Annotated in this window: 26 protein-coding genes, 1 tRNA gene and 1 pseudogene; 20 read left to right on the forward strand and 8 right to left on the reverse strand. The window is 61.9% G+C overall.

All coding sequences use genetic code 11. The features are described from left to right. The first annotated feature begins 104 nt into the window (after positions 1-104). The 3 genes from HUG12_RS16125 to mptA all read left to right on the forward strand — a co-directional run bounded on the left by HUG12_RS16125 (position 105) and on the right by mptA (position 3007). A complete protein-coding gene (locus tag HUG12_RS16125; RefSeq protein ID WP_179269760.1) occupies positions 105-1349 on the forward strand; it encodes an NAD(P)/FAD-dependent oxidoreductase in 1245 nt (414 codons plus the stop codon). A gap of 159 nt (positions 1350-1508) precedes the next feature. Beyond that, the gene (locus HUG12_RS16130; protein ID WP_179269761.1) at positions 1509-1925 is read left to right on the forward strand and encodes a DUF7124 domain-containing protein; all 417 of its coding nucleotides are present in this window, start codon (positions 1509-1511) and stop codon (positions 1923-1925) included. Positions 1926-2083: 158 nt separating this feature from the next. Then, a complete protein-coding gene (mptA, locus tag HUG12_RS16135) occupies positions 2084-3007 on the forward strand; it encodes a GTP cyclohydrolase MptA (RefSeq protein ID WP_179269762.1) in 924 nt (307 codons plus the stop codon). A 57-nt stretch (positions 3008-3064) separates the two neighbouring features. Here mptA and HUG12_RS16140 read toward each other — a convergent pair whose 3' ends face one another. Further along, positions 3065-3895, reverse strand: coding sequence for a TrmB family transcriptional regulator (locus HUG12_RS16140; protein WP_179269763.1), 831 nt, complete (start codon positions 3893-3895; stop codon positions 3065-3067). Positions 3896-3937: 42 nt separating this feature from the next. After that, the gene (locus HUG12_RS16145; protein ID WP_179269764.1) at positions 3938-5512 is read right to left on the reverse strand and encodes a DUF255 domain-containing protein; all 1575 of its coding nucleotides are present in this window, start codon (positions 5510-5512) and stop codon (positions 3938-3940) included. A 285-nt stretch (positions 5513-5797) separates the two neighbouring features. On the opposite strand from HUG12_RS16145, the gene HUG12_RS16150 reads away from it, so the two are divergent. The 8 genes from HUG12_RS16150 to HUG12_RS16185 all read left to right on the forward strand — a co-directional run bounded on the left by HUG12_RS16150 (position 5798) and on the right by HUG12_RS16185 (position 11482). After that, positions 5798-6367 carry an FxsA family protein gene (locus tag HUG12_RS16150; RefSeq protein ID WP_218836487.1) on the forward strand — a complete coding sequence of 190 codons (570 nt, stop codon included), beginning with the start codon at positions 5798-5800 and terminating at the stop codon, positions 6365-6367. 76 nt (positions 6368-6443) lie between these two features. Continuing rightward, positions 6444-6517: transfer RNA gene (locus HUG12_RS16155), tRNA-Ile, on the forward strand. 211 nt (positions 6518-6728) lie between these two features. Further along, positions 6729-7253 (forward strand): hypothetical protein, encoded by a 525-nt coding sequence (locus HUG12_RS16160; RefSeq protein WP_179269766.1) that lies wholly within the window; start codon positions 6729-6731, stop codon positions 7251-7253. After that, positions 7250-7711 (forward strand): hypothetical protein, encoded by a 462-nt coding sequence (locus tag HUG12_RS16165; protein WP_179269767.1) that lies wholly within the window; start codon positions 7250-7252, stop codon positions 7709-7711. Before HUG12_RS16160 ends, HUG12_RS16165 begins: the two co-directional genes overlap by 4 nt. Then, positions 7708-9303 (forward strand): hypothetical protein, encoded by a 1596-nt coding sequence (locus tag HUG12_RS16170; protein ID WP_179269768.1) that lies wholly within the window; start codon positions 7708-7710, stop codon positions 9301-9303. The genes HUG12_RS16165 and HUG12_RS16170 overlap by 4 nt, the downstream gene beginning before the upstream one ends. Positions 9304-9827: 524 nt before the next feature. Continuing rightward, a complete protein-coding gene (locus HUG12_RS16175) occupies positions 9828-10328 on the forward strand; it encodes a hypothetical protein (RefSeq protein ID WP_179269769.1) in 501 nt (166 codons plus the stop codon). Positions 10329-10469: 141 nt separating this feature from the next. Continuing rightward, the gene (locus HUG12_RS16180) at positions 10470-10727 is read left to right on the forward strand and encodes a hypothetical protein (protein ID WP_218836336.1); all 258 of its coding nucleotides are present in this window, start codon (positions 10470-10472) and stop codon (positions 10725-10727) included. Between the two features lie 338 nt (positions 10728-11065). Beyond that, entirely contained in the window at positions 11066-11482 is a 417-nt protein-coding gene (locus tag HUG12_RS16185; RefSeq protein WP_179269771.1) for a universal stress protein, read from the forward strand. A 94-nt stretch (positions 11483-11576) separates the two neighbouring features. Here HUG12_RS16185 and HUG12_RS16190 read toward each other — a convergent pair whose 3' ends face one another. Next, positions 11577-12605, reverse strand: coding sequence for a formate/nitrite transporter family protein (locus tag HUG12_RS16190; protein WP_179269772.1), 1029 nt, complete (start codon positions 12603-12605; stop codon positions 11577-11579). Positions 12606-12990: 385 nt separating this feature from the next. Then, positions 12991-13749: a creatininase family protein gene (locus HUG12_RS16195; RefSeq protein ID WP_179269773.1), complete on the reverse strand. Its 759-nt coding sequence runs from the start codon at positions 13747-13749 to the stop codon at positions 12991-12993. Between the two features lie 207 nt (positions 13750-13956). On the opposite strand from HUG12_RS16195, the gene HUG12_RS16200 reads away from it, so the two are divergent. The 6 genes from HUG12_RS16200 (at position 13957) to HUG12_RS16225 (ending at position 19554) form a co-directional block, all read left to right on the forward strand. Then, the gene (locus HUG12_RS16200) at positions 13957-14448 is read left to right on the forward strand and encodes a hypothetical protein (protein WP_179269774.1); all 492 of its coding nucleotides are present in this window, start codon (positions 13957-13959) and stop codon (positions 14446-14448) included. 555 nt (positions 14449-15003) lie between these two features. Continuing rightward, a complete protein-coding gene (locus HUG12_RS16205; RefSeq protein WP_179269775.1) occupies positions 15004-15324 on the forward strand; it encodes a hypothetical protein in 321 nt (106 codons plus the stop codon). 360 nt (positions 15325-15684) lie between these two features. Further along, on the forward strand, positions 15685-16308 hold the full coding sequence (locus tag HUG12_RS16210; RefSeq protein WP_179269776.1) for a site-specific integrase: 624 nt from the start codon (positions 15685-15687) through the stop codon (positions 16306-16308). Between the two features lie 316 nt (positions 16309-16624). Continuing rightward, on the forward strand, positions 16625-17428 hold the full coding sequence (locus HUG12_RS16215; RefSeq protein WP_179269777.1) for an alpha/beta fold hydrolase: 804 nt from the start codon (positions 16625-16627) through the stop codon (positions 17426-17428). Positions 17429-17827: 399 nt separating this feature from the next. Further along, complete coding sequence (locus tag HUG12_RS16220; protein WP_246308068.1) at positions 17828-18835, forward strand: alpha/beta hydrolase; 1008 nt, start codon at positions 17828-17830, stop codon at positions 18833-18835. A gap of 515 nt (positions 18836-19350) precedes the next feature. Continuing rightward, positions 19351-19554: a hypothetical protein gene (locus tag HUG12_RS16225; protein WP_179269779.1), complete on the forward strand. Its 204-nt coding sequence runs from the start codon at positions 19351-19353 to the stop codon at positions 19552-19554. A 187-nt stretch (positions 19555-19741) separates the two neighbouring features. On the opposite strand, the gene HUG12_RS16230 is transcribed toward HUG12_RS16225, so the two are convergent. Both HUG12_RS16230 and HUG12_RS16235 read right to left on the reverse strand, forming a co-directional pair. Next, the gene (locus tag HUG12_RS16230) at positions 19742-20707 is read right to left on the reverse strand and encodes a magnesium transporter (RefSeq protein ID WP_179269780.1); all 966 of its coding nucleotides are present in this window, start codon (positions 20705-20707) and stop codon (positions 19742-19744) included. Between the two features lie 260 nt (positions 20708-20967). Next, positions 20968-21363, reverse strand: coding sequence for a hypothetical protein (locus HUG12_RS16235; RefSeq protein WP_179269781.1), 396 nt, complete (start codon positions 21361-21363; stop codon positions 20968-20970). Positions 21364-21512: 149 nt separating this feature from the next. Here HUG12_RS16235 and HUG12_RS16240 point away from each other — a divergent pair, with 149 nt between their 5' ends. Then, on the forward strand, positions 21513-21749 hold the full coding sequence (locus HUG12_RS16240; protein WP_179269782.1) for a hypothetical protein: 237 nt from the start codon (positions 21513-21515) through the stop codon (positions 21747-21749). 62 nt (positions 21750-21811) lie between these two features. Here the strand turns inward: HUG12_RS16240 and HUG12_RS16245 are convergent, their stop codons facing one another. Further along, the gene (locus HUG12_RS16245) at positions 21812-22042 is read right to left on the reverse strand and encodes a hypothetical protein (protein ID WP_179269783.1); all 231 of its coding nucleotides are present in this window, start codon (positions 22040-22042) and stop codon (positions 21812-21814) included. A gap of 48 nt (positions 22043-22090) precedes the next feature. Then, on the reverse strand, positions 22091-22318 hold the full coding sequence (locus tag HUG12_RS16250; RefSeq protein WP_179269784.1) for a hypothetical protein: 228 nt from the start codon (positions 22316-22318) through the stop codon (positions 22091-22093). Between the two features lie 567 nt (positions 22319-22885). Here HUG12_RS16250 and HUG12_RS21760 point away from each other — a divergent pair. Beyond that, positions 22886-23167 (forward strand): annotated as a pseudogene (locus HUG12_RS21760) (PadR family transcriptional regulator); the annotation flags it as partial. A gap of 191 nt (positions 23168-23358) precedes the next feature. After that, on the forward strand, positions 23359-23586 hold the full coding sequence (locus tag HUG12_RS16260; RefSeq protein WP_179269786.1) for a hypothetical protein: 228 nt from the start codon (positions 23359-23361) through the stop codon (positions 23584-23586). The last annotated feature ends 88 nt before the right edge of the window (positions 23587-23674 follow it).

Genomic DNA, 23674 nt, shown 5'->3' on the forward strand with positions numbered 1-23674 from the left:
GCGCGGGGAACCCCGAGGAGAACGCCGGAGCTGCCGCGCTCGCGCGAATCAGCGAGAATGCACGGATAGCAACCCACATTAACCCCGAAGCCGAACCGCGGTGTATGACCGAGTCGTTCGTCATCATCGGCGACGGAGTCGCGGGGTCGTCCGCCGCCGAGACCCTCCGGGAGGAGGAACCCGACGCCGACATCACCGTGCTCACGGACGAGGGCGAGGCCCTCTACAATCGAATCCTCATCAAGGAGTTCGCGAAGGGGAAGCTCCCCGAGGCGCCCATCTCCATCCACGACGAGGGGTGGTACGAGGAGCGCGACATCGACCTGCGGCTCGACACGCTCGTCGTCGACCTCCGCACCGACGCCCACGAGGTCGAGACCCACGAGGGCGAGGTGTTCGAGTACGACAAGCTTCTCCTCGCCATCGGCGGCACCCCCCAACAGCTCCCGGTCGGCAACTCGGACGCCGACGGCGTCCACCACTTCTGGACGTTCCAGGACGCCAGGGGCATCAAGGAGGCCGTCGAGGGGGCCGAGAACGGCGTCATCGTCGGCGCCGGCCTCCTCGGCATCGACTTCGCCGCCATCTGTGGCGCCCAGGGGGTCGAGGCGAACTACCTCATGCGCGGCGAGTGCTGGTGGCGCTACGCGCTCTCGAAGGACGGCGCCGAGATCATGCACGAGGCGATGCGCGAGCGCGGCGTCGAACCCGTCTTCGACTCCGGGGTCGACCGGTTCGAGACGGACGACGACGGCCACATCGAGGCCGCCGTCGACCCGAACGGCGAGCGCTACCCCGCGGACTTCGCGGGCGTCGCCATCGGGCTGAACTTCAACACGGAGCTCGTCGAGGACACGCCCATCGAGATCGACGACGGCATCGTCGTCGACGAGTACATGCGGACGAACCTCGAGGACGTGTACGCGGCGGGCGACATCACCCAGTTCCACGACGTCATCCTGGGCGAGCGCGCCCAGAACGGCGCGTGGGGCTCCGCGAAGGAGCAGGGCACCGTCGCCGCGAGGAACATGCTCGAGTACGGTTCGGAGGGGTTCAGGTGGGTCTCCTCGTACTCGATCACCCACTTCGACTTCCCGTTCCTCTCCTTCGGCCACCCGACGCTCGGCGACGACGAGATCGAGCGCAAGTTCGGCGAGGACGAGTGGCGCCGCCTCGCGCTGAAGGACGGCAAGATCGTCGGCGGCGTCCTCATCGGCAACCTCGCGCCGCAGTCGGCGTACAAACAGCTCATGCGCGAGCAGGTCGACGTGGGGGCACAGAAGGAGACGCTGATGAAGGAGGGGTTCTCGGTCGAGGACCTCGAACAGGAGGCGGCCGCGGGCGAGTAGGCGGATCGTCGCGCGCGACGAACCGGAACCGAACCGACGCGCCGCAGTTCTCGCGAACGCGAACGACGACCAGCGGCGGCGACGGTCGGGAGCACGGCGAGACGCCGCCGGGAGCCGCCGACCGACACCGTTTTCGGCGGCTCGCCCCCATCGGAGCGTATGGACGGCGGCGGCTCAAGCGACATGACGCTCGCGTTCGAACTGGCGGCGCTCAAGCGCCTCGCCGACCCGAACGGCGTGTTCAACGACGCCCGTGGGTGGACCGAGTACGTCGGCGTGGTCTCGGAGAAGCCGACGTACGTGGTGACGAACTTCACGCGCAAGCACCGCGTCCGGCAGGACTTCTTCTCGGGCCCGCGCGGCGTACGGGAGTCGCTGGAGAACGTGAAAGCGCAGTTCGACACGGACCGGCACGTGTTCGTCGGGACGACCGAGGAGGACGAGGCGACGGCCGGGGCCGCGGGGTGGGAGTTCCTCCCGCTCGAGTCGGCGGCCGACGCCGCCGGCTGGGAGCTGACCGACGGCGAGGAACCGGAGGACCCGTTCGGCGACGAGGGACGGGACGACTGGCCGTAGGCGACGGACGACGACCCCCACCGGGAACTCCGAGCGACGGCCCGGACTTTTTCACACGCGAACCGTAGCCGCCGATCCGAGCAGTAATTGCACGGAATCCCGAACTCGAGCTACCCCTTTCGAAAGCCATAATCGCCGTCCGCCCCTGCACCCGACCGATGAGCCACAACTTGCCCGACGTGCAGGCGAGCCGACCGGACGTGACGGTCGGGCTCAGCCAGGTCGGGGTGACGGGGGTCGAGAAGCTGGTGAAGATCAGCCGGAACGGCGACCGGCCGTGGGTGCTGATGGCCGACTTCTCCGTCTTCGTGGACCTGCCCGGCGAGCGGAAGGGCATCGACATGAGCCGGAACATGGAGGTCATCGACGAGGTGCTGGAGGCCGCGACCCGCGAGGAGGCCTACCGCGTCGAGGACGTCTGCGGCGACGCGGCGGACCGACTCCTCGCGAAACACGAGTACACCTCGACGGCCGTGGTCGAGATGACCGCGGAACTGGTCCAGCGGGAGGAGACGCCCGCCAGCGAGCACGAGACCCAGAGCACCGTCGACGTCATCGCCTCCGCGACCGCGACCGAGGAGGGCACGCGCGAGGAAATCGGCGCCCGCGTCACCGGAATGACCGTCTGCCCCTGCTCGCAGGGGATGTCGGAATCGCGCGCCCGCGACAAGCTAGCGGATCTCGGGGTCGACGACGACACGGTCGAGGAGTTCCTCGACGCGGTCCCCCAGCCGGGACACTCCCAGCGCGGCCACGCCACGCTCACGTTCACCGCCGAGGGCGCCCCGGAGGTGGACCTGCTCGACGTCATCGACACCGCGCGGGACTCGATGAGCGCGCGCATCTACAACTACGCGAAGCGGCCCGACGAGGACCACATGACCTACCACGCCCACGTGAACGCGAAGTTCGTGGAGGACTGCGTGCGGACGATGGCCGAGGACGTGGTCGAGGAGTTCTCCCACCTGGAGGACGACGTGACCGTCCACATGAAGCAGTCGAACGACGAGTCGATCCACCAGCACAACGCACACGCCGAACGGGAGGTTCCGATGGGGCTGCTTCGCGAGGAACTGTCCTGAGCCCACCGGTCGACCACGCTTCCTCCCGGTGCTCGACCCCGTCCACAGTGCCCGACGTCACCCCCGCGACCCGTCCCCGTTCGCCCGAAACCGTAGCGGCTCCGCTTGCTCCCACCGACGCCGGAACCGCTCGCGCGCGTCGCCCGCGAACTCGGGATCCTTCAGGTCGATCATGGCGAACGAACGCTCCGGGTCGACCGGGCTCGGGACCTCCAGACACACCTCCGCGTCGTCGACGAGCGTGAACGTCCCCCGGACGCCCGCGGCGGTCCGAACCTCGAAGTTGGGGTGGGCCATCACGCGGTCGGCGTACTGGCGCCCGACGCTCTCCGGGAGTCGCGCCGGCAACCCCTCCTCGAGGAGGACCGAGACGTCGACCCCGCGTTCGAGCGCCCCCTCCAGTTCGTCCATCACCGCCTCCCCCACGTCGCCCAGGTCGAGCCCCGAGGCGGGCGCGGAGGCGATCATGGCGACCCGGTCGGCGGCCGCGGCGAGCCGTTCGAGCAGGAGGTCCGCCGTCTCGGCGGATCCGACCGCGGCGGTCCAGAACTGCTCGTCGGGCGGTTCGCCGGCCTCCAGTTCCGTCGAGAGGGTCTCGACGACGCGCTCGTACTGTTGGGCCGTCTCCTCGAGCTCCCGCTTCTTCTCCTCCAGCAGGCGGTCGAGCGCGGCGTCCGGCTCGACGGCGACGTACTTCTTGGGGCGACTCGCCGCCTGACTGCGGGCGAGTCGGTGGCGCTCGAGGCTGTTGAGCACGTCGTACACCCGGCCCATCGGGACCTCGCTGGCGTCCGACAACTCCTTGGCGGTTGCCGGGGCGGCGTCGAGCAGTGCGCGGTACGCGCGTGCCTCGTACTCCGAGAGGCCGAGGTCGCGAAGCGTGGCCATGCCCCCGAGGTCGGACTCGACCGTCAAAAACGCACCGGGAGTTTATTCCTCGACCGTGGCCGCGACGCGGTCCATCAGTTCCCTCGGGGTCTCCACCGGTTCGTGGTCCCGACCGCGGAGGACGGCGGCGCCGTCGGGCGCGTCCGTCGCGTCCGGGACGACGACCTTCTCGTGGTCGGCGATCCGAAGCGCGGCCCGGTGGAGATCCGACCCGGCGGGGGTTCCCACCGCCACGACGAGCGGTTCCCCCACGAGTCGGGCGGCGACGCCGCCGTAGCCGGCCACTTGGGCGCCCATGCGGTCGGCCGCGCCCGCGAAGGCGCCGACCGCCTCGCGGGCCCGCTCGCGGTAGGCGTCCTCGCCCGTGAGCGCCGCCAGGTCACACAGCGCGTCCGCGAACTCGACGGCACCGTCGATGGGCCGGAGGGGGCGGTCGAGCAGCCCAGGCCCGGTCGCGGGTCCGTCGCGGAGGGCGGGTCCGTCGCCCAGGACCTCGAGCGTGCGGTCCGCGACCGCGCCGGCGAGGTCGGCCCCCTCGCCGGTCGTCTGGGCGGCGGTCGCGAACGCGCCGGCGACGCGGGCGGCGCCGGACAGCAGGTCGGCCTCGCCCGCCTCGTCGCGGTCCCGGAAGTGGACGACGCGGCCGTCCTCGTCCACGAGTTCCGAGCGGAGGTACGCGAGCGTCCCCTGGGCCGTCTCGCGCGCGTCCGCGTCGTCGGTGTAGGCGTACAGGGTGAGCAGGGCGTCCGCCGCGAGGGCGTTGCCGCCGGCGTACGCGGTCAGGTCCCGGCGGTCGCCGTCCGGGCCGACGCTGCCGCCGAAGGCGAACCCGGACCACAGCTCCTCCCCGAGGAACCCGGCCGCGTCCCGTGCCACCTCGCGGTAGGACTCCTCTCCCGTGTGGAGGTAGGCGTTCGCGTACGTCCGGAGGAGCGCGGCGTTGGGGACGAGCAGTTTCTCCCGGTGGGGGTCGCTCCAGTCGCGGGCGCCGGCGTAGCGGAAGAAGCCGCCGTCCCCGTCCCGCAGGTTCCGGTCGATGGCGTCGAGCGTCTGTGTGGCCTTGTACCGGTCGCGCTTGAGGGCGAACTCGATCGTCCGCGGGAGGGGGAACTTCGCGTCGGTCCCCCAGCCGGCGAACTCGGGGTCCCACTGGCTCTCGAGTTGCCCGGCGATGTGCTCCTCGATGCGCTCGTCCACCGGGCCTGCCGGCGTCGGGTCGTCGGCGAGCGCACGGGGGACCCGTCCCGCGTCCTCGCCCTTCTCGTCCCACGTCTCGCGGACGCGCTCGAGGACCTGTCGCATGCCGGTCGGCCCGAGGTACGTCGCACCGGTGAGCAGTTCGCCCGCCGGCGTGGTGAAGACGACGGAGGGGAACCCGCCCATGTTGTACCGCTCGCGGACGCGAGGATGGCGATCGACGTCGACGCGAACGGGGACGAACGCGTCCCCGACGTTCGCCGCGATTCGGGGCTCCCCGAACGTCTCGGCCGCCATCTCGTGACAGTCGTCACACCACGTCGCGGTGAGCCAGAGCAACACCGGCTTGCGGTCCCGTCCGGCCGCGTCGAAGGCGTCCGTGCCCCACTCGCGCCACTCGACGCGCGTCTCGTCGGTCATACTCCCGACTCGGCGACGGGCGAGGGTAAAGTCGGCGTTCCGGGCAGGACGTTCAGACGACCCTCAGCGTTTCGGAGCCGCGGCGGGGACGGATCAGCGGGTCAAGATTCGTCCTCGGCCCGGCCGTACAGGTCCCGGAACCGGGCGAACGGCGCGCCCCGGTACCGTGCGCGGCGATCACCGCCGGCGGTCGGCATGTCCCCCGCTCTACACCGTGGGGTTCGACGTTTCGGTTTCCCTACCCGCAAGGGATATAGGGGACCCTCGGGAACCCCCGGTATGCGCATCCGCGCTCGCTACGTCCTGGCACTCCTGTTGCTGATCCCGCTGGCGGACGCCGCGTTCCTGGTCGTCGTCGCCCGCGAGATCGGGGCGGTCACGACGGTGGCGCTCGTCGTCCTGACGGGGCTACTCGGCATGCTGCTCGTGCGCGCCGAGGGGCGCCACACGCTCCGGCGCCTGGAGCGGAAGCTCGCGGGCGGAAAGCTCCCGACGGACGAACTGCTCGACGGTGGCCTGCTCATCGCCGCGGGCGCATTCCTCCTCACCCCGGGGCTGGTGACCGACGCCATCGGCTTCCTGCTCGCCGTGCCGCCGACCCGGTATCCGGTCCGGAGGATGCTCGACCGTTACGTGCTGACGCCGTACGTCGACCGGAAGACGGACGGGTTCGCCACCGGCGCGGTGTGGACCGGCGGCTTCCCCGGCGGGGACGGCGACTTCGACGGCGGTCCCCCGGGCGGCGCAGGTGGTCCGGACGACGGCGGTCCGAACGGACCCGGCGGCTCGTCGGGTAACTCGGGCGAGGACGTGGTCGACGTGGACCCGGACGACTACTCCGTCCAGGACGGATGAGAACGCACGACGTGGCGGCGTTGCCGAACGGAAACGCTTAAACGACTACCACCGCAACTCCTGAATGCGCTCACCTGGGCCAATAGCTCAGTCAGGTTGAGCGCTCGGCTGATAACCGGGAGGTCCGCGGTTCAAATCCGCGTTGGCCCATCACATGCCTGACCTGTTCTCGGGTCGGGCAAAATTGGGGCCGTTGGCTCCCCAGCCACCCAATTTCCGCGTTTACTACCCTACTTAGGGTATTTAATGGGTCTCTGTGGAAGCATGGTTCTCGGCGGCCCTCCGAGCTTGCTGGCACTCTAAATAGCCATGCGGCTCGGTGTCTTCGGCCTGTTCTTGCCGCTATCGGGGGTGAACTGCGGTGAGCTCCCCATCTTCTGGGGGCGCCCTCGCGCACGCGAAGGCGATCGGTCACGACGTCGAGGAACTCGTCGTCGACGCGATCGACGCGTTCGAACTCGCGTACGAAACCGACGCGCACCACGACGCCATCGTAACCGAACCCGTCAGCTGTGACCTCGAGGCCTCCGGTGGCGTCCCGGTCGTCTTCGTCGGCCTGGTCGCGCTCGACGTCGACCAGCTCGTCGAGGTCAAAGCGTGCGTCCGGAGTGCGTCGAACGGCGATGCGACCACGCCCGGCCGGTGGTTGTTCAAAGGCCCCGACGACGGGCAGCACGGCGCGCTCGTCGATGAGGACGCCGTCTACGCGCTCGCAGTCTACCGTGAGGACGGTGCGTCGCGGGAGCTCCTCGCGATCGCGATCATTCCCGCCGACGTCGTCGACGAGCTCGTCGCCGACTCCTGGTACGGCGTCGACCGCCGGGAGAACTGGGTCGCGAAACTCGGTTGGACGCACGTCCTCGACGAGGAGGTGGTCCGGGCGTGACGTCCGACCGCTTCACCGAGTCGTTCCCCGGCCTTCGCGAAGAGATTGGCGAGGACCCGGCGCGGTTCCTGGACGTCCCGCTGCTCGGATTCAGGAACGCGTCGACGCCGTTCGGCCTCGCTCGAGCTCGGATCCGCGGCATCGACGAGATCGCCACGGCGAACGCGTGGCTCGCGGTCGAGCGCGCGCTCGGTCGTGGTGACGATGACGGTCCGCGTGAGCAGGTGGTCGACCTCCTCGAGGCGCGGATCGATGACCTCGAGGGAGAGGGCGAGCGCCCGAGCGATGAGGAACTCCGGGCGATCGCCGAGGCCGTCCGCGCCGATCACTCCGAATGGGACGAGCGCGAGCCCGTCGACCTCGCACCCTGGGCCGAGCGCGTGGGGATCCCGACGTGGGACCGCGCCGATCCCGAGCCGGATGACGAGCCGGCCACCGAGGAGGTGGTCGAGGCGTGAGCGACGCCGGCGACGTCCCGAGTTCGGGACCGAACAGCTCGCCGAGCTCCGGCGGAGGTGGAAGCCATCCGGGCACCCCTCGCGGGACACCCGTCTACTCGGTCGACGCCCAGGACATCATCGCCGCGATCGAGCGCCCGAACATGATGCCCGACGACGTTCCCTTTCACCGCGGGCTGCTCCCGCTGCTCGACCTCCCCTCGTTCGGCGAGCCCGACGATGACTGCGGTGATCCGTGCCCTGGGTCGATGTACTTCTGCCCGTCGTGCTGTACAGTCCACCAGAAACCCCACGTCTGCTATCGGTACGACTGTCCCCTCCACTGGGCCCACGCCGTCCGACGTCGAGCGGCTGGGTCGAAAGACGCTGCTGGCGTCTGCCCACAGCTCGACGCGCTCCGGCGCTACCTCAACGCCTACCGCGACGACAACCAGTACTTCCACCATCTCGTCATCTCGCTCGGGAAGGAGTGCCGCCTCGCAGCGAACGAGCCCCTCGAGCGCGAACTTGAGACCGTCCGCGAGATCATGGACGAGATCGGCATCCAGGGGCTCGTTGGGTACCACCCGCGTGCCGGCGATAACGAGGACCACGAGGGCGACGACCGCGGTGACTGGAAGAACCGTATCGGGAAGGATACTGACTGGGAGGACGTTCGCGAAGAGCTCGAGTTCCGCCCGCACTTCCACATCGTCGGCGTCGCTCCGTTCATCGACTTCTCCGAGACGCCGGAGATCCAGTCCGAGACCGGCGCCGTCCTCCACCGGATCACCCAGGAGGATTCGAACATCTCGATCGAGGACACCGAGGCCATGTGCAGTGCCGTCACCTACGTCCTCTCCCACTGCGGGATCTACGATACCGACGGCGACCAGCGCCGCCTCGCTGCCTGGATGAAGGGCCCCGACATCGGCCGGATCACGCCGCTCGAGCGGAACAAAGCGAAGATCCAGGCCACCGTCTACGACGTCGCGAGAGACACCCTCGGGGTCGAGCCACCCAACCTCGAGTGCGATTCCGAGCTCGACCAGGACGAGGAGCGCCAGGGCAATGTCGACGAAGGCCCCGCGATCGATCGCGAGCAGCGCAACCCCATGCTCGACGCCTGGGACACCGGTGACGACGTCGAGCGTGTTGGCGCCACCTCGACCGGGAACGGCGTCACGATCGACGGGCCGCCCGGCCCGGATGGGCCCGCGGGCCCGATCGCCTCCGCCGGCTCCGGTGCGACACCGAGCCGATCGACCGACCTCCCCGGTCGTCGAGATCCCTTCGACACGCCAGCGGGGAACCCGACGTTCACGTCGTCGACGTCGTCGACGAGCTCGCCGACGCGCTCCAGGTCGACCTCGAGCAGCGACGACCAGGACGACGAGTCCGAGACCTGCGGAACTCGCCTGCGGCACATCTCCCAGGCGAACGAATACCTCCTCGATCGCGAGTGGAACGAGAGCCACGACGACGGCGTCCTCGACGTCGAGACCGCCTACCGGTCGTACGTCACCTGGATGGAGGCGAAGGATCTCGAGGCGACGGACGATCCGACACCGCTCCCCGAAGAACGTGTGACCGACTACCCGCCAGACGACTGACGCGGGATTCACCCCGGTGTTTGCCCCGCGGATAGCTGTGCGTCCGACCCGCTTCTTTTGTTCCACGCGTATCGTTTCAGGCCACTAACGCGACGTCGCGAGCGGCGCCGCGATCGCCGTCGACGGGGCGGCTGAGCGGCCGCAACCCCCCACCCCCCGCCGCGCTCAGGCAGGATAAGAATGAAAACCGCGACCGCCCCGCAGTGCCGAAGCGCGAAAATTTTGAGGTAGGGGGCCTCTCCCCGCAGTCGCCTTACGGATAACGCCGTATGCGAAGAAAGGGGGAACGAACTGGTCACGACCGGGACGTCATCTTGGATTTGAGCGATTCAGCGGCTCTCGGGCGACCGGGTGCCTCCAGGAGGCTCCCACACCGTCGCAGGCTCCAGGTGATGCGTGAGAAATGCCCCCCTTCTATCATTGGAGCGCCCTTCGTTTCGGGTCGAATGTTGGAGCGGCCCGGAAGTGGTCGAGCAGTCTTCCACCCCTGGAAATTATCCGGTTGGCCATAGTGGTCAGGTCTGATGTCAGTTGAGGTTGCCTTCGATCACCTGGACTCGAGCAACGATTTAGAACAGGAAGCCGAGGAACACCGGGAGCGAGCAGCTGAGAAGCTTCGCGAACTGGTGGAGGATGGAATTGACTTCGACGCTGAGGTCACGATCGAACACGGAGAGACCGATTCGTTTTCGGTGACAGTGGTCCCCGACGCTCTGAAGGATTTCACAGATTCGATCCTTGAGGAGGGCGAGTACGGAGCGTCAGTTTCTGGCGCCCGCTTACTCGTATCCCGAGGTGAGTCTGATCTGCTCCTCAGCCAACGTGATCGAATCAAGGGATTGAAGGACATTATCGCTGCCCTCTCAGACCATTATTCCAATGAGCCGGGCGCCCCGATCGACGTCATTATCCAACAGTCCAGCCGCGTGGGAATGGACCCTGATAAGGCCGAGCAAGAAATTGAGTCTCTCCGACGGAAAGGCGAGGTATACGAGCCGCAGAACGGGTACCTTCGGACAACGTAGTACTTCAGTACAGCCGACGCGGTTTCTGTCCGTGGAATCATCATTGGAGCGCTTCCGAGAATTGACGTTGAGACGGAAGAATCGAATTCACCACCATCCAATATACTGACACCAAAATCTTACATATATAGTCGCCAATTGATGGCCGTCATGAATTACGAAATTCCCGAACAGAACCCTGAAATGCCTACTGTCGCCGCTCTCAAATGGGCGAACGACGCGTACCTCGAGGACCGGATTATTGTTGCTGACTTCATTCCCGGCGGAGACGTGTGGCATATTCCCCAGACGGAGGGGTCAAAGACCGCGAATTGCGGTTTCGAGGGAGAAACTTCCCCCGCCGAGTTCAGGCTACACGACATGCAGGTGTGCGGGAATTGTATCGCGTGGCAGGACTGAGATTTCCTATTGAGTTCAATAACAAATCCGGCGCTTCCGAGAATGGGCCAGTCGCGGTAGCGGTCCGTCTGAATGGCCTATTCACAGCCAATCACGATACTACTGTCCGGTTATCTTCATCTATGAGCGACTGAATCTGCCGCTAAGTAGGTCTGCGTATCGACCATTCGGAGTCTCCGATAGTCGTCCACACTCGCTACGAGACACCGGTTAAATTTGAGTAACGTCAACTAGTTGGTTGGTACTCTCTCTGCATCTGTCTCGGTGCTTCCCAAAAGGCTTCTCAATGAGCCTACCGGGGGATGGAGGTTTATACTCGTCGGGTGCCGAATGGCGATATGGCAATTCTCGTGCCCTACGATGGGTCACACCCAGCGCAGAACGCGGTAGAGCATGCGGTCAAAACAACGGGCGACGAGGAGATTATTCTGTTACGTGTCATCGAAGTGGCCAGCGGGTCGATCGAAGCAGGGATCAACCTTGTGCAGGAGAAGCTCAAAGAGAAGCAGGAAGAGGAAGCAGATGAGTTGTCTGAAGAGATTGAAACGATTTTGGACACAGACCGCGTCGAATTTCGAGTGGAAACTGCCGTTGGCAAGCCCTCCAGAGAGATCGTCTCCTTCGCGGAGGAACACGATATCACTCAAATCATCATCGGCAGCCACGGTCGAGAAGGCGTCTCTCGCGTGTTACTGGGGAATGTCGCCGAGAACGTTGTCCGACGTGCCCCAACCACAGTTACCGTTGTTCGCTGACTCAGACCCGGTTTGCGGAATCCATAGTTACGTGTCGTGATAGATAGCTCGTCTGCACTTAAATCTACGTCTCAGAGACTAATCTATCCATCCATCAACGTTCCTCCTCAAACACCGCAGAGGAGCGCCCAATTGGCCCACCGATAAACAGTTCTCGAATGGAGAGTTTATCCCTCTCTCCCGTTTCTTCCGGAATTACATGTTCTTCAGTAAGGCCGTAATTGAGAATCGCCACCAGAACGACCCCGCCCAATGTGTTTCCCAACAATACTGGAAGCAGGAGGTTCCACGCGAGCGGCCACAGCGCAGCCTCACCTTGAAAGAAGAGATACAGCGCGTCGCACATTGAGGTGATAATGTGGAACAGACCCATGGCTGGAACTAGATACATGATGAAGAACACGATGATGATTCGCGCAGTCACGGATCGAGCGGCATGGTCTAACCAGACGAGTCCCGCGACAAGCCACCCTGCGAAAACCCCCTTGAAAAAGAGATCCCACCACGGCAAATGAAGGGCTTCGGCCCCGAACTCCTCAGCCACGGCTGCGGCCTCCGGTGACAGGATGCTCGTGTTCGCCAGCACGTACGCCCCGATACTTACGCCGACGAGATTGCCGAACAGGACGAGGCCCCAGATACGCAGGAGGCCGGGAATGCTGATAAGACGGAGGAGGACAAGCGCCACCGGTGGCAGCGTGTTTTCGGTATACAGCTGGTAGTGGCCGATGATAATGAAGATAAATCCCACTGGATAAAACAGTGGACCAATGAGGCCCGACGGGTCATCCACGGCAGCAGTCCCGACAGCGTATGCCAGCACAGTCACTGTGATTGCGAACCCTGCGGCGACACCGCTGAAGAACAACTCACGTTTCCGAGTGTCATATTCGTCTTCGGCGCTCGCGATGATGCGCTGGAAGATCTCCTCCGCTGTGAAGTGGCTCGGGACTGCTTCACCGCTTGCGGGCGCACCACTTTGGGTAGTGTTTCTTTTACTGCTCCCACGAACAGTATCTTGACTGCAAGCGCCCTCGTTCTCATCGCCACCGGGCACATCTAATCCACTCGTTTTCTCCCTAAGTATCTGTGGTCTGGTGGAGACTTCCCATTCCGAGAACACTAGGCAGTTTGGGCCAGTCATGGGGATAGTGCTGATTTGTCACCCCCACATAGCGGGCGTATGACGGCCGTATTAAAGGGACAGACAGTATCCGCTACCTAAGTCAGATTTCATCGAACCACCTCTGAGAATACGGGAGAACCTTACTCATAGAGATAGAATACGTATATACGCAGAAAATGAGCGTGTTCAATGTACGCTCTGTATATAGCGTTCCATCGGTCAGCCACCGGGGTCACTTCCGAGAATACCCCAGTCCCGGCAACGAGCCATGGGGTATTGGACGATTCATTCGGTGAGAGTAACTTCCAGCCCGTTTTTATTCAGATGTGTATAGATGAATTAGTCGCTAAGAAGAACCTGCGTATCTATTGAGCACTTTCGTTTAGACTGCACTGCGCTCGGACTTGATGTGCTCGACGTAGGCCTCTACGACTCTTTGGATAATCATTTCCCCGGCCTCAGCAGTCGCCTCATTCGGATCGCCGAGGACACCGTTTTTCGTGATCGATTTGAACCCCTCGCTGAGCAAGCGGGCAGGCGAAATCTTGCCCTCGGGTCCAGGTTCGATTTTCTCTGTCCTAACGAGAGTCTCGTCGATTGCTAACACCATCGCCGTCTCAGCGGCTCCGGCGTGAATCACGTCTTGGTCGTACTCAATCCCGGCCTCACTGAGACCATCGTTCAGCAACTGCATGTGTTCGTCGAGATCGGCAAGCGAAATCACCGCAGCCTCAAGCTCACGGGCGATCTCAGGGGCTATGGTCTTGACCGGGCCAAAGTTCCCGCCGTGGGTAGGGACGAGGGCGATGTATTCGAAGCCATGGTCATCGAGAGACTGGCAGTACGAACGGATCACATCCATCAACGTTTCGGCTGGAACCGTGATCGTGCCCGGGAACTCCATGTGATGGCCTGAACACCCAGGGCGAATCGTAGGTGCGGCGAGGGCATCCCCTAACTCTGCCGCGATTCGGCGAGAGAGTTCGTCGCCGTCCAATGTATCCATATTCAACGGCAGGTGTGGACCGTGCTGTTCAATCGATCCGACGGCTACGATCGCCGTCCGCGTTCCGTTTTCCAAGGCTGATTCGACCTCTGGCCATGCCATCTCCTCAAGGCTTACTGACCTGCGAGAATACATGCGATTACAGTTGTCATGTCCAAAGTGAAAATCTTGTGATGATGGCGTATCGATCCGCGCAGATCTGCTGTTGACTACAGCCGCTGTAGTTATCACCGACCAGCCCACCTCTCGATTTCCCTAGGAGACGTTATCCTACTGCGATTTTATCAAACGGCTGGTTGTCCTTACAGAAAGGACTTACAGCCGCTCCTATATCGTTGGGACATGAAACGACGGTCGATCATCAGCACAATGGGCGCCGGTCTCGTCTCGTTCGCTGGCTGCATAGCCGGCGGGGGGCAGTCCGACACAGACCCTCCAAAGCGGACCGACACGGAATCGCCGGAGAGTACCGACGGACCGGCCGACAATACGACCTCGCTTACGGACTGGGAGCGTTCGACCGACTGCGAAGGCGAGTACGATGGCATGTACGACAGCGTCATCCGAGTCGAACGAGTCACGACCAGCCTTGGGGACGAGTACACACCGATTCACTTCACGAACCTCACGTCCGAAGAGCAGACTATCCTCCGCCCTGTCACCGAGAAAGGCGGGTTCGGCACATGTGACGCCTCCGATGCGTTTCATCGATTCGTCGACCGTATCAGTGACACCTCCGAGCGCCAAGATGGAGACATGCATGTATACCTGGACCGGGAGGGGACATACTATGGACTGTACGTCGAGGTACAGGACCAGGTCTACGCCTACTGACAGGCGGTCCAAATCCACGTCAGCGGGTGTCCACCGGGAGAATTGAAACTGGGCGCGGGTCCGTAGTTGTTCCGTATATCCCCTGTACATAGCAAATGACTGATCAGGTGAATTAGAGAGACTTCCGAGAATAGCCAAGTCTCGGAAGCTCTTCCTCAAGGATCCAAATAGTCATCGACAACGGTCACACTCAATATCGGAACTGTTCAATCGGCTGAGTCTGAATCAACTGCTACGTAGAACTGCGAACTGATCGGTGGATTTTCTGTCAGGTATCGATGATGTTCGTCGAACCATGCTGAATACAATGCGCGTAGGCAGTAGCGAAGCCGACTGAGACCTATTCGAGTCCGGTTATAGGTAAGTGAACATGGGTCTACCCAGCAAAACCGCCGACCACGACGCTATTGAGGTCTACGAGTGGGCGGTCCGAGATAACTCTGAAGAAAAGAACGGATATGAGCTAGTGGAAATCCCGGCTACAGGTCGGGGCCATCCGAAGATAATGTTCAGGTGGTCGGAACATTGAAGGTAAATTAACTGTGAGTTCCAGCAATGGATAATGAGGAATACGCCGTAATCGAGGATATGATTTCGAAATACGAAATCAACCTCGCAAATGAGTTGGACTTCGAAGAACAGATGCAGGACGCAGACAAGTTCTGGAGGCAGATCAGGATGCACCTACATGGGCTTGGCCTTGGGTATCTCTGGATGCTCCGTAAGTTCAACAACCTGTCTGAAATGATCGGGGAACCGAATTTTTCGGCCAAGAAAATTCGAGAAGGCGCTGCCCCTACTAAAGAGGACCACATCGAGATGATGGAGATAGTGGATAAACAGGAAGAACGAGTAAGGCGAGAATGGTTCAGATAACGAGGAAATGGATTGAAATGGAAGTTCACTACTTCAGTTGTTTGAATAGAGGGTGATTTGCCAATCCGATAGACCGATTGTAGAGAAGGCCCCGTTTGCTGAACAGCATCTCTCTATTCAGCAGGCGACGTTTGGCAGATCCCGGAGGGATCGGTAGTCGCTTCGGTAACTGCTTCACCTGTACTTTGCGTTACATCAGTCAGCCACACAGGGGTCACTTCCGAGAATCGGTTAGTCTCGGCACCGCCGACGTCGGAGACCGTCCTCGAGGACGCAAATTACCGCTACGACCGGGCCAATCGTCCCGGTTCCCAAACCTCACCTTCCGGGATGTAGCATCATCGAGCAATTCCCGGAACCATGCAAACCCGACCCTATCCCGAGAAGGACGGCCTCCGGATCTGGTTATCGCGCACCGAATGGACGGCGCTCCTGGAGGCAGTCGACGACGAGCCCCGCCGACGGATCGCGCTTCAGCTGGGCCTCCACGGTCTCCGCACACACGAACTTCTCCAGGTCGAGCCTCGTCACGTCCGCGCGCTCGCGAACGGCGCCGATGGTCACGTCCTCACGGTCGAGGACGGGAAGACTGGGAAGCGAGAGCTCCCCGTCTCCGCCGACCTCGTCGAGCGGATCCGCTACCTCAAGAGCGCTGCGCGGATGCGCCAGGACGAGCCGATCGTCGATGTCTCGAAACGGACGGTTCGCAACTGGATCGCGAGCGCCCGCGACGTCCTGGTCGATCCCAACCTCGAGGAGAATCCGGCGGGCGCGCTCGGAATGCACGACCTCCGGCGGACCTGGGCGACGGACAGTTACTATAGTCTCGCGTTCGCCGGCGTCCCGATCGCCGAGCAGTTGGTGATGAGCTGGGGCGGCTGGGCCCAGACGTCGACGGGGCGCGAGACGTTCCGGCAGAACTACCTCGGGCCAGTGCCCGATCACGTTACGGCGCAGACGTTCGACGAACTTCCGCTGGCGTAACTCCCTCCAGTTTTCCTGAGTTATGGCTCTGTTGAAAACCTCAAAGAGCGCCTTATTGAAATCCTCTATCGGTGAAAGGTCACCAGAATCCTGCTGAATAGATAGCGCATATTGGCCATCCGCGTTCTGCGGAGCAGTGAGACGGTGAATCGCTCAATAAAGTTGTTCTAACGATCGGTACGTGACGTCGGCTGATAACACGGAAAAATAGACAGTGAGAAAAAGAATGGAAACATTGTGTGGTGATAATCAATCGACCAGTCAAAACACGGTGGGAATAACTAATCACTCAGAGGTTATCCTTGACATTGGTATCATGGCTCGAATAGAAGTTGAAGACGGAGTAGAACTGTTCGTTCAGGACTGGGGATCGGGGACTCCGCTCGTGTTCGTTCACGGGTGGCCACTGAGCCATAGGATGTTCGAATACCAATACATCCGACTCCCGAGGAACGATGTCCGGTGTATCGGTATCGATCTCCGTGGCTACGGGCAGTCGAGTAAACCGTGGAGTGAATACGACTTCGACACGTTTGCTGATGATCTCAGGACGGTTCTCGACGAACTCGATGTCGAGGGTGTCACGCTCGCGGGCTTTTCGATGGGTGGGGGAGTCGTCACCAGGTATATGAGCCGCCATGACGAAGAACACGTGGAAAAACTGGCGCTTCTCGGTGCTGCGAGCCCCGTTTTGGCCAAGAAACCCGACTTTCCGGAGGGTGTCGAAAAAGCGGGGTTCATGGACCTTGCCGAGGGGTGCTATGAGGACAGGGCGAAGGTAAGCAGTGACTTCGCCGATTCGATGTTTCACTCCGCACCGAGTCCCGAGCTGAAAGATTGGCTCCAGAACATGAGCATGGAATCGTCGCCGCAGGCCATGGCCGATTCGATCGAAGCGGTCGGCGAGATGGATCTTCGTTCCGACCTCGCGGACATCTCCGTTCCGACCCTCATCTGTCACGGTGTCCACGATCAGGCCTGTCCGTTCGAGCTTACGGCGGAGAAACTCCACGACGGAATTGAAAACACGGAGCTCGTTCGTTTCGAGGAGAGTAGTCATGCACTCTTCTACGAGGAGAAAGAGAAACTCAACCAGGAGTTGATCGAATTCAGTACGTAACGCCAAATGGAGGGCGATCTCGTTGGAATCAGCATCGTCGGATATGAATACCGACGGAACTTCACCATTCTACCGGTAATGAGGGGTGAGAAACACGTCCTCTGTATTCACCACACAATTTGTATCAGTTTCTGAGGGTCTCAACAGGGCCCGATAGAGTGAACCGCTCATCTGTGGTTGGGAGAGTCATCAAAACTTCCAACAATAATTGACAATTGTCTACAGATTCTAGAATTAGTATGGCGTTATGAGGGTATTCAGGAGAATTACCGTACACAAGCCGGTTCTAACTAAGCACATTGGGGCTGAAGGCTGCTGTGGCCAATTCGACCACAGTAATCCTGCTACAGGGGGTCCGGTCCCCCCGCGAATTGGAGGACGCTACGCTAAGAAACCATGATGGAGATTGACCACACTCAATCAGAGACCGACCCCAGTGAGCGCCGAGCAGAGACCCTTGATGCAGATGCCCAAGCACTGTTAGACGCATTGGAGGAGGCAGGTGCACCTGACCTCACACACCTCTCGCCCGAACAAGCCCGGACCCTGCTCGGCGACCTATTCACGCCGGATGTCGATTCTGAACCGATCGCTCAGGTGGACGAGCGCAAGATTCGTGCGTACGCCCGCGACATTCGGGTGCGGATCTACGACCCCGATCCGGACCAGGCACTCCCGGCTGTCGTCTACTTCCATGGCGGGGGCTGGGTCGTTGGCGGCCTCGACTCGCATGACAAGGTCGCTCGTGCGCTCGCAACCGAGGGTGGCTGCGTCGTCGTCTCTGTCGACTACCGAAAGGCGCCGGAACACGAGTTCCCCGCGGCCGTCGAGGACGCCTATCTCGCGACGAAGTGGACCGCCGACAACGCTGAGGAGATTGGCGCTGGCAGGGGACTCGCCGTTGCGGGCGAAAGCGCAGGCGGGACCCTCGCGACCGTCGTCGCGCAGATGGCTGTCGAGAAGGACGTCGGCGCGCCGGGGATCGACCACCAGCTGCTGTTTTACCCGGTGACCAACCACTCGTACGACACCCACTCGTACGAGGAGAACGCCGACGGGTACTTCCTGACTGGGCGAGGGATGGTGTGGTTTTGGAACCACTACCTCCGTGACGACATCGACGGGGCGAACCTCCGGGTGTCGCCGCTTCGCGCCCGCGAGAAAATCCTGGCAGAACTCCCGCCGGTGACCCTGTTCAGTTGCGGCTACGACCCGCTTCGGGACGAACAGTTCGCGTACGCCGATGCGCTGGCGGACGCTGGGGTCCCCGTCGAGCACACCAACTACGACGATATGATCCACGACTTCGCCAACATGAGTCAACTTTCGGACCCGTTCCCGGGAATCGACGCCGCGAACGACGTGCAGGAGCGGGCTGGCGAAGCGCTCCGAGAGACATTCGAATGACGGCCTCCGTGGCTCGAGGTAAACCGGCTCCTCCGGAGGCTGGGGCAGTCCAAAGAGTAGAATCGCTTTCAGCACTCGAAAGTTACAGAGTCAGGTCGCAGGAAGATGCAAACTGGATTGCCCCTTCCGAACGGGGACGATGCAGCGTAACACAGGCGAACTTGACGGCGACACTGACGCGGCTAACTCGATTACGCTCACCGAACAACAGCCGACCATGGAAACGGAGGAAAAATGACCTCATCATCACGAGCCACCGGATTGCGGACACGACTCGATAACGGCGACGTCGTCGACGAGGTCCAAGTTCATGTCCAGTGGATCCCCCAGCTCGAAAGATCCGGTTCGACGAGCTCTATTTCGTCTTCGCCGGTCCGAACGTACCAGTCAGGTTCGGATTCCCAGACGCCGAGGACCTTTTCAGACCATACCCAGCGGTTTCGGATCCCGCTGACGGGACCGTTCGCAAACGGGTGGACGTGATAGCCCGACCGCTTGAGCGCGCGCTTCAAGTCGTGAATATCGTCCGGGTCGTGCTCGTGCTCCTCACCGCGTACAACCTTCTGCTGAACCCGACCGTCGGCATCGAGCTCTGGTTCGGCTACCGCGAGATCTTCGTCCAGACGCTTGCGTCCCAGGGCGGCAACGAGATCGGCCTCTACATGATCTCCGACGTCGTCGTGATGGTCATCGGGATGATCGCCGCCTGGTTCGCGTAGGCCATCACGACGAAGTAGTTTTAGCGACGATATCGAGCGGGTCGCGAGCGCTGATACCCACTCGCGGCCTGATTTCGAAGCGACATCGAAGTCCGCGTCGGAAGTGATCTACTTCCACTCGGCCTTGTTGAAACCCTCACTCAGAGATAGTTCTCAGAGGCCGTGCTGAATACAGGGCGCGAATAGATCAGAGCAGAGCAATGGCGAACAGGAAATATATGACGATACTGATGATGTCCTGAAGTGCGGTGGCCAGCGGCCCGCTCCCGAGTGCCGGATCGACGTCTAACAGTATGAATCCTATTGGGATGGCCGAGGCGAGGACTGTTGCAACAATACTGGAAATGAGCAATGAGAGGCCCACCACGACGCCGATTTGCGTCGAACCAACGATGACCGCGGCCCCCAATCCGCCGAGGACGCCCAACATGATTCCGATAAGTATCCCGGCAAGGAGCTCTCGTAGCAGGTAGCGTCCATAATCGACGTCCGAGATGGCGAACGCCCTGATGGCGATGGCTTCCGACTGTGTCCCCACGGAATCAGCGATGTAAGCAACCACCGGAGCGAAAAAGGCGAGCGCGATGGTCTGCTCCAAGGTTGCCTCGAATTGACTCGTGACAACGCTGAGAATTAGTCCGGCAACCAACCCGAACAAGAGCCACGGGGCCCGTGTTAGGAACGCGACGCGAACTCGAGTAGAAGCGAGGTCTCTAATCCTGAGCCTGGCTTGCTGAATCCCAGCACTGAGAAGTATATCTTCGAGATGTTCCTCATGCATGGAGTCGATGATGGCCTTCGAGGTCACAGCCCCGATGAGCTGACCATCGGCATCAACCACAGGTATCTCGGTGCGATCGCTTTTGATGGCGAGAAATACGGCGCGCTCTCGGTCAGCGTTTGGAAGCAACCGGGCTGTCACTGGCTCCATTAGACGCGAGGCAGGAATGTGGTCCGCCGACCCGAAGAGGGCGGCGATATCGATTCGACCGACGAGTTGTCCACCCTCGGTGACGTAGATAGTGTCAGCACTCTCCCACATCTCGCCGTCGAGTTGGTCCAGTATGTCACCTTTAGTGTCCTCTGGGTGGCAAGTGGGGATATCCTTTGATAGGATGTCTCGGATAGTCTCGTCCCCTACGCTTGACCCCATGTTAGAACATGTACCGAACCTACCCAGATAACATCAAGGGAGCGCTGAATACAGCCTCTGACTCGGTCACCACGATCCTGACGGAAGTCGAGCAGTTCGAGCCACGCGTGCTGAATACAGGGCGCGTATCTTGCACACTGCCTTTGCGAAAAACGGCGTCACCTACAGTCGGCTTCGTGTTCGACATCGAGAACGACGTCGAGCGTTCCTGGTTATTATCGGAGCGCGTTCGGAATCGTGAATTCCTGGTTGCAGGCCGTTCACGGATTTGTCGTCGTGTGCGTACCGCGGATGAACTGTATCACAGCAGCGAGGAGGACGAGACAGATGACGATCATCGTACCCTGTGAGACGGCCGCGATGGTCGATTCGACTGCGTCACCAGTTAGCAACGCGAGTATGTCTGGAATTCCACGCGTCGATCCCAGCACTCCGAGTACCGCCAGCAGACCGATTCCGTAGGCAGCCAGTCGTTGCCGATCCGTCTGTTGGTTTCCCACCATGCCCAGGATAGCGATGAGAAGGCCGAAGAAGGCTGGAATGAGCGCCGTGATACTCGCAAAGTCGGAGAGAACGTAGGCAGCGACGCCCAAGACGACGAGTGCGATTCCGAGTACGATGCCCAGCAGAAATACGGACATCCTGGAGCTCGCCATGTACTGGACCTTGTACGGGGAAGGCGTATAGGTTTACCCTCTGTATTCAGCAGGCCTTTTTGTCAGGTGATAAGGGTTTCAACAGAGCCTTCCACTTCCACTGTCCGTGTGGCTCGGCTTGATACAAGTTTGCTGTCGAAGTAGTTTCAATGTCGACATCCGGAATCACACGCGTCGACCTGGACGAGCCGACAGACGTCTGGCGCTTCGAGTGCCTTGAGGGCCACAGTAGCTGGCGACTCGCGGGCGACGTCATCTACTGTCGTACCTGTCGCGAGCAGCGGCTCGGCGCCGGCCACACCTATCTCTGGGACAAGCGAGAGGAGCAAGATATCGCCGTCGACGAGATCGAGTTCGTCGCCGATCGGTCGGAGTGGCGCCGATGAAGAGTCGTCCGCTCTCAGCGATGCTTGTCGATCTAGCTACGGAGGCAGCCAAACGCCTTCGGTTAGTTCTCCTCTCGCTTAGGAACCCACTCGCCATTTCGTTCGAGTCTCGCCTTTTCGACGGCGACCAGTTCGCGCAGCGCCGACTCGATGTAGAGGACTCTCATCAACAGGAGGATTATCGCTGCTGCTGCGACACCCATCACGATGTTCCCGATGGCGAGCAGCGAGTAGAGAAAGCAGAACGCGGCGGCCAAGATCGATGCGAGCTCAAGATTCCTGTATTGTTCCATGGGCCCGCGTTGAAAGGAAACTTCTTCAGTGTTTTGTCATGATCCACGTTACTCAAGTTCGGAGGCGTCGAGTTCTCCGCGGAGGTACTCCTCCCCCTGGTCGTTGATCCGGTAGTAACCTCTGGAGGGTTTGTCGAGCAAACCGAGGTCGACGAGCTTCCGAAGGTGGTCCCCAACGTAGTCGGGGTGTTTGTCTATTCCATCTGCGACAGCGCTCGGCGTCCCAGCAACGTTCTCTTCCAACCATTCCAGTATCTCATCGTCGACTCGAGTCATCCAATCAGCCCGCCGTCTCCGCATTGGGTCAACTATGCGAAGCATAGATGTTTCAATGCGAGTCTTTGGAGAGATTGGATATGGTTATGGGGTTCCTATACCAGTGAACAACTCTATCTATACCTTCAAAGCATAGATTTATGTCGGGAGGGAGTAACAGCGTTTCCTAACGGAAGCACTTCGCGGACTCGTCACTCGGTGATGGGTCCCACCAAAAGCGGACCCGACGCTGGGACGTCGGCCCGCGCGGGCTTCCGTGATGTAGGCACGAAAGCCATGTACGACGACACCACGCGGGGGCTTGAACCCCTCGCAACGACGGAGGGATCGGACACTAAGTGCCCCCACTGCAGCGAGCGCGCGCTCGGCATCGCGACGTCGGGCCCCGGCGAGCACAAAGTCGACCCATGCGGATGTGCAGTCGGAACCCACTCGGTTGCGGAACTCGCGCACCTCAGCGGTCGCGAGAAACAGGCGCGCCCGATCGTCACCGACGGCGGAGAGGTCGTCGCGGACCCGCCCGACCAGGACGTTGGGACCGACGACGTCGATGTCCACCCGACGGAACTGCACGCATTCCAGCGGCACATCCTCGCCGTCCTGGCCGAAGAATCCCGATACGGGCTCGCCATCAAGGAGGAACTCCAGTCGTACTACGAGCCCGAGATCAGTAACGCGCGACTCTACTCGAACCTGCCCGATCTCGCCGGGCAGGGCCTCATCGAGGTCAGCGCACTCGACAAGCGCACGAACCAGTACGAACTCACCGAGGCCGGACGCGACGCGATCGAGACGCACGCGCACTGGTACCGGGATCTGCTCGGCCTGCTCGATTCGGAAGCCGACGAGGAGGCGGTGTACGTCTACCGATGTACCAGCAGAAATGCGCAGCCGAAGCTCCACTTCGATCCGGAGTGCTCCAAGCTCGGAACGTCCGAGACGATCTCCCGGAAGCTGCTCTCGGTCTTCCCCGAGTCCCACCAGGACTGGTGTACGCAGTGTGCCCCACAGCGGGCGGACGACCAGGGAGGTGACGCCTGATGTCGTGGACCATTTCGAACCGGCTCCAGTACGGCGCCGTCGTCGCGGCACTCGCCGTCCTCGGGACGAGCCTCGCCTACTCCCAGCTCGTCGCGACCGGGAACGCGACCGAGGCGGCGATGCTCACCGCCTACTGGGTGGTGGCGTTCACGATCGTCTCCTGGCTGGCCGTCCGGAACCTCGGTGTCGACGAGCCGGTCACGGCCGAGGGAGGTGACGAGGCGTGACCGGGATCGTCGAGGTCCACGGTCACCGCCTCCAGCACTTCCGGCACGGGAGTGACGAGCAACGCTGCATCAGCTGTCCGCTCGTCGT

The sequence above is a fragment of the Halorarum salinum genome (assembly GCF_013402875.1).
GTDB lineage: Archaea > Halobacteriota > Halobacteria > Halobacteriales > Haloferacaceae > Halorarum > Halorarum salinum.

Bases quoted from the DNA above. Each gene is read 5' to 3' on its own strand.
- HUG12_RS16195 (WP_179269773.1), bottom strand. From the start codon at position 13,749: ATGTATTCTCGCAGGTCAGTAAGCCTTGAGGAGATGGCATGGCCAGAG.
- HUG12_RS16200 (WP_179269774.1), top strand. From the start codon at position 13,957: ATGAAACGACGGTCGATCATCAGCACAATGGGCGCCGGTCTCGTCTCG.
- HUG12_RS16140 (WP_179269763.1), bottom strand. From the start codon at position 3,895: ATGGCCACGCTTCGCGACCTCGGCCTCTCGGAGTACGAGGCACGCGCG.
- HUG12_RS16205 (WP_179269775.1), top strand. From the start codon at position 15,004: ATGGATAATGAGGAATACGCCGTAATCGAGGATATGATTTCGAAATAC.
- HUG12_RS16210 (WP_179269776.1), top strand. From the start codon at position 15,685: ATGCAAACCCGACCCTATCCCGAGAAGGACGGCCTCCGGATCTGGTTA.
- HUG12_RS16215 (WP_179269777.1), top strand. From the start codon at position 16,625: ATGGCTCGAATAGAAGTTGAAGACGGAGTAGAACTGTTCGTTCAGGAC.
- HUG12_RS16125 (WP_179269760.1), top strand. From the start codon at position 105: ATGACCGAGTCGTTCGTCATCATCGGCGACGGAGTCGCGGGGTCGTCC.
- HUG12_RS16230 (WP_179269780.1), bottom strand. From the start codon at position 20,707: ATGGGGTCAAGCGTAGGGGACGAGACTATCCGAGACATCCTATCAAAG.
- HUG12_RS16250 (WP_179269784.1), bottom strand. From the start codon at position 22,318: ATGACTCGAGTCGACGATGAGATACTGGAATGGTTGGAAGAGAACGTT.
- HUG12_RS16185 (WP_179269771.1), top strand. From the start codon at position 11,066: ATGGCAATTCTCGTGCCCTACGATGGGTCACACCCAGCGCAGAACGCG.
- HUG12_RS16235 (WP_179269781.1), bottom strand. From the start codon at position 21,363: ATGGCGAGCTCCAGGATGTCCGTATTTCTGCTGGGCATCGTACTCGGA.
- HUG12_RS16220 (WP_246308068.1), top strand. From the start codon at position 17,828: ATGGAGATTGACCACACTCAATCAGAGACCGACCCCAGTGAGCGCCGA.
- HUG12_RS16145 (WP_179269764.1), bottom strand. From the start codon at position 5,512: ATGACCGACGAGACGCGCGTCGAGTGGCGCGAGTGGGGCACGGACGCC.
- mptA (WP_179269762.1), top strand. From the start codon at position 2,084: ATGAGCCACAACTTGCCCGACGTGCAGGCGAGCCGACCGGACGTGACG.
- HUG12_RS16260 (WP_179269786.1), top strand. From the start codon at position 23,359: ATGTCGTGGACCATTTCGAACCGGCTCCAGTACGGCGCCGTCGTCGCG.
- HUG12_RS16175 (WP_179269769.1), top strand. From the start codon at position 9,828: ATGTCAGTTGAGGTTGCCTTCGATCACCTGGACTCGAGCAACGATTTA.
- HUG12_RS16180 (WP_218836336.1), top strand. From the start codon at position 10,470: ATGGCCGTCATGAATTACGAAATTCCCGAACAGAACCCTGAAATGCCT.
- HUG12_RS16245 (WP_179269783.1), bottom strand. From the start codon at position 22,042: ATGGAACAATACAGGAATCTTGAGCTCGCATCGATCTTGGCCGCCGCG.
- HUG12_RS16240 (WP_179269782.1), top strand. From the start codon at position 21,513: ATGTCGACATCCGGAATCACACGCGTCGACCTGGACGAGCCGACAGAC.
- HUG12_RS16130 (WP_179269761.1), top strand. From the start codon at position 1,509: ATGGACGGCGGCGGCTCAAGCGACATGACGCTCGCGTTCGAACTGGCG.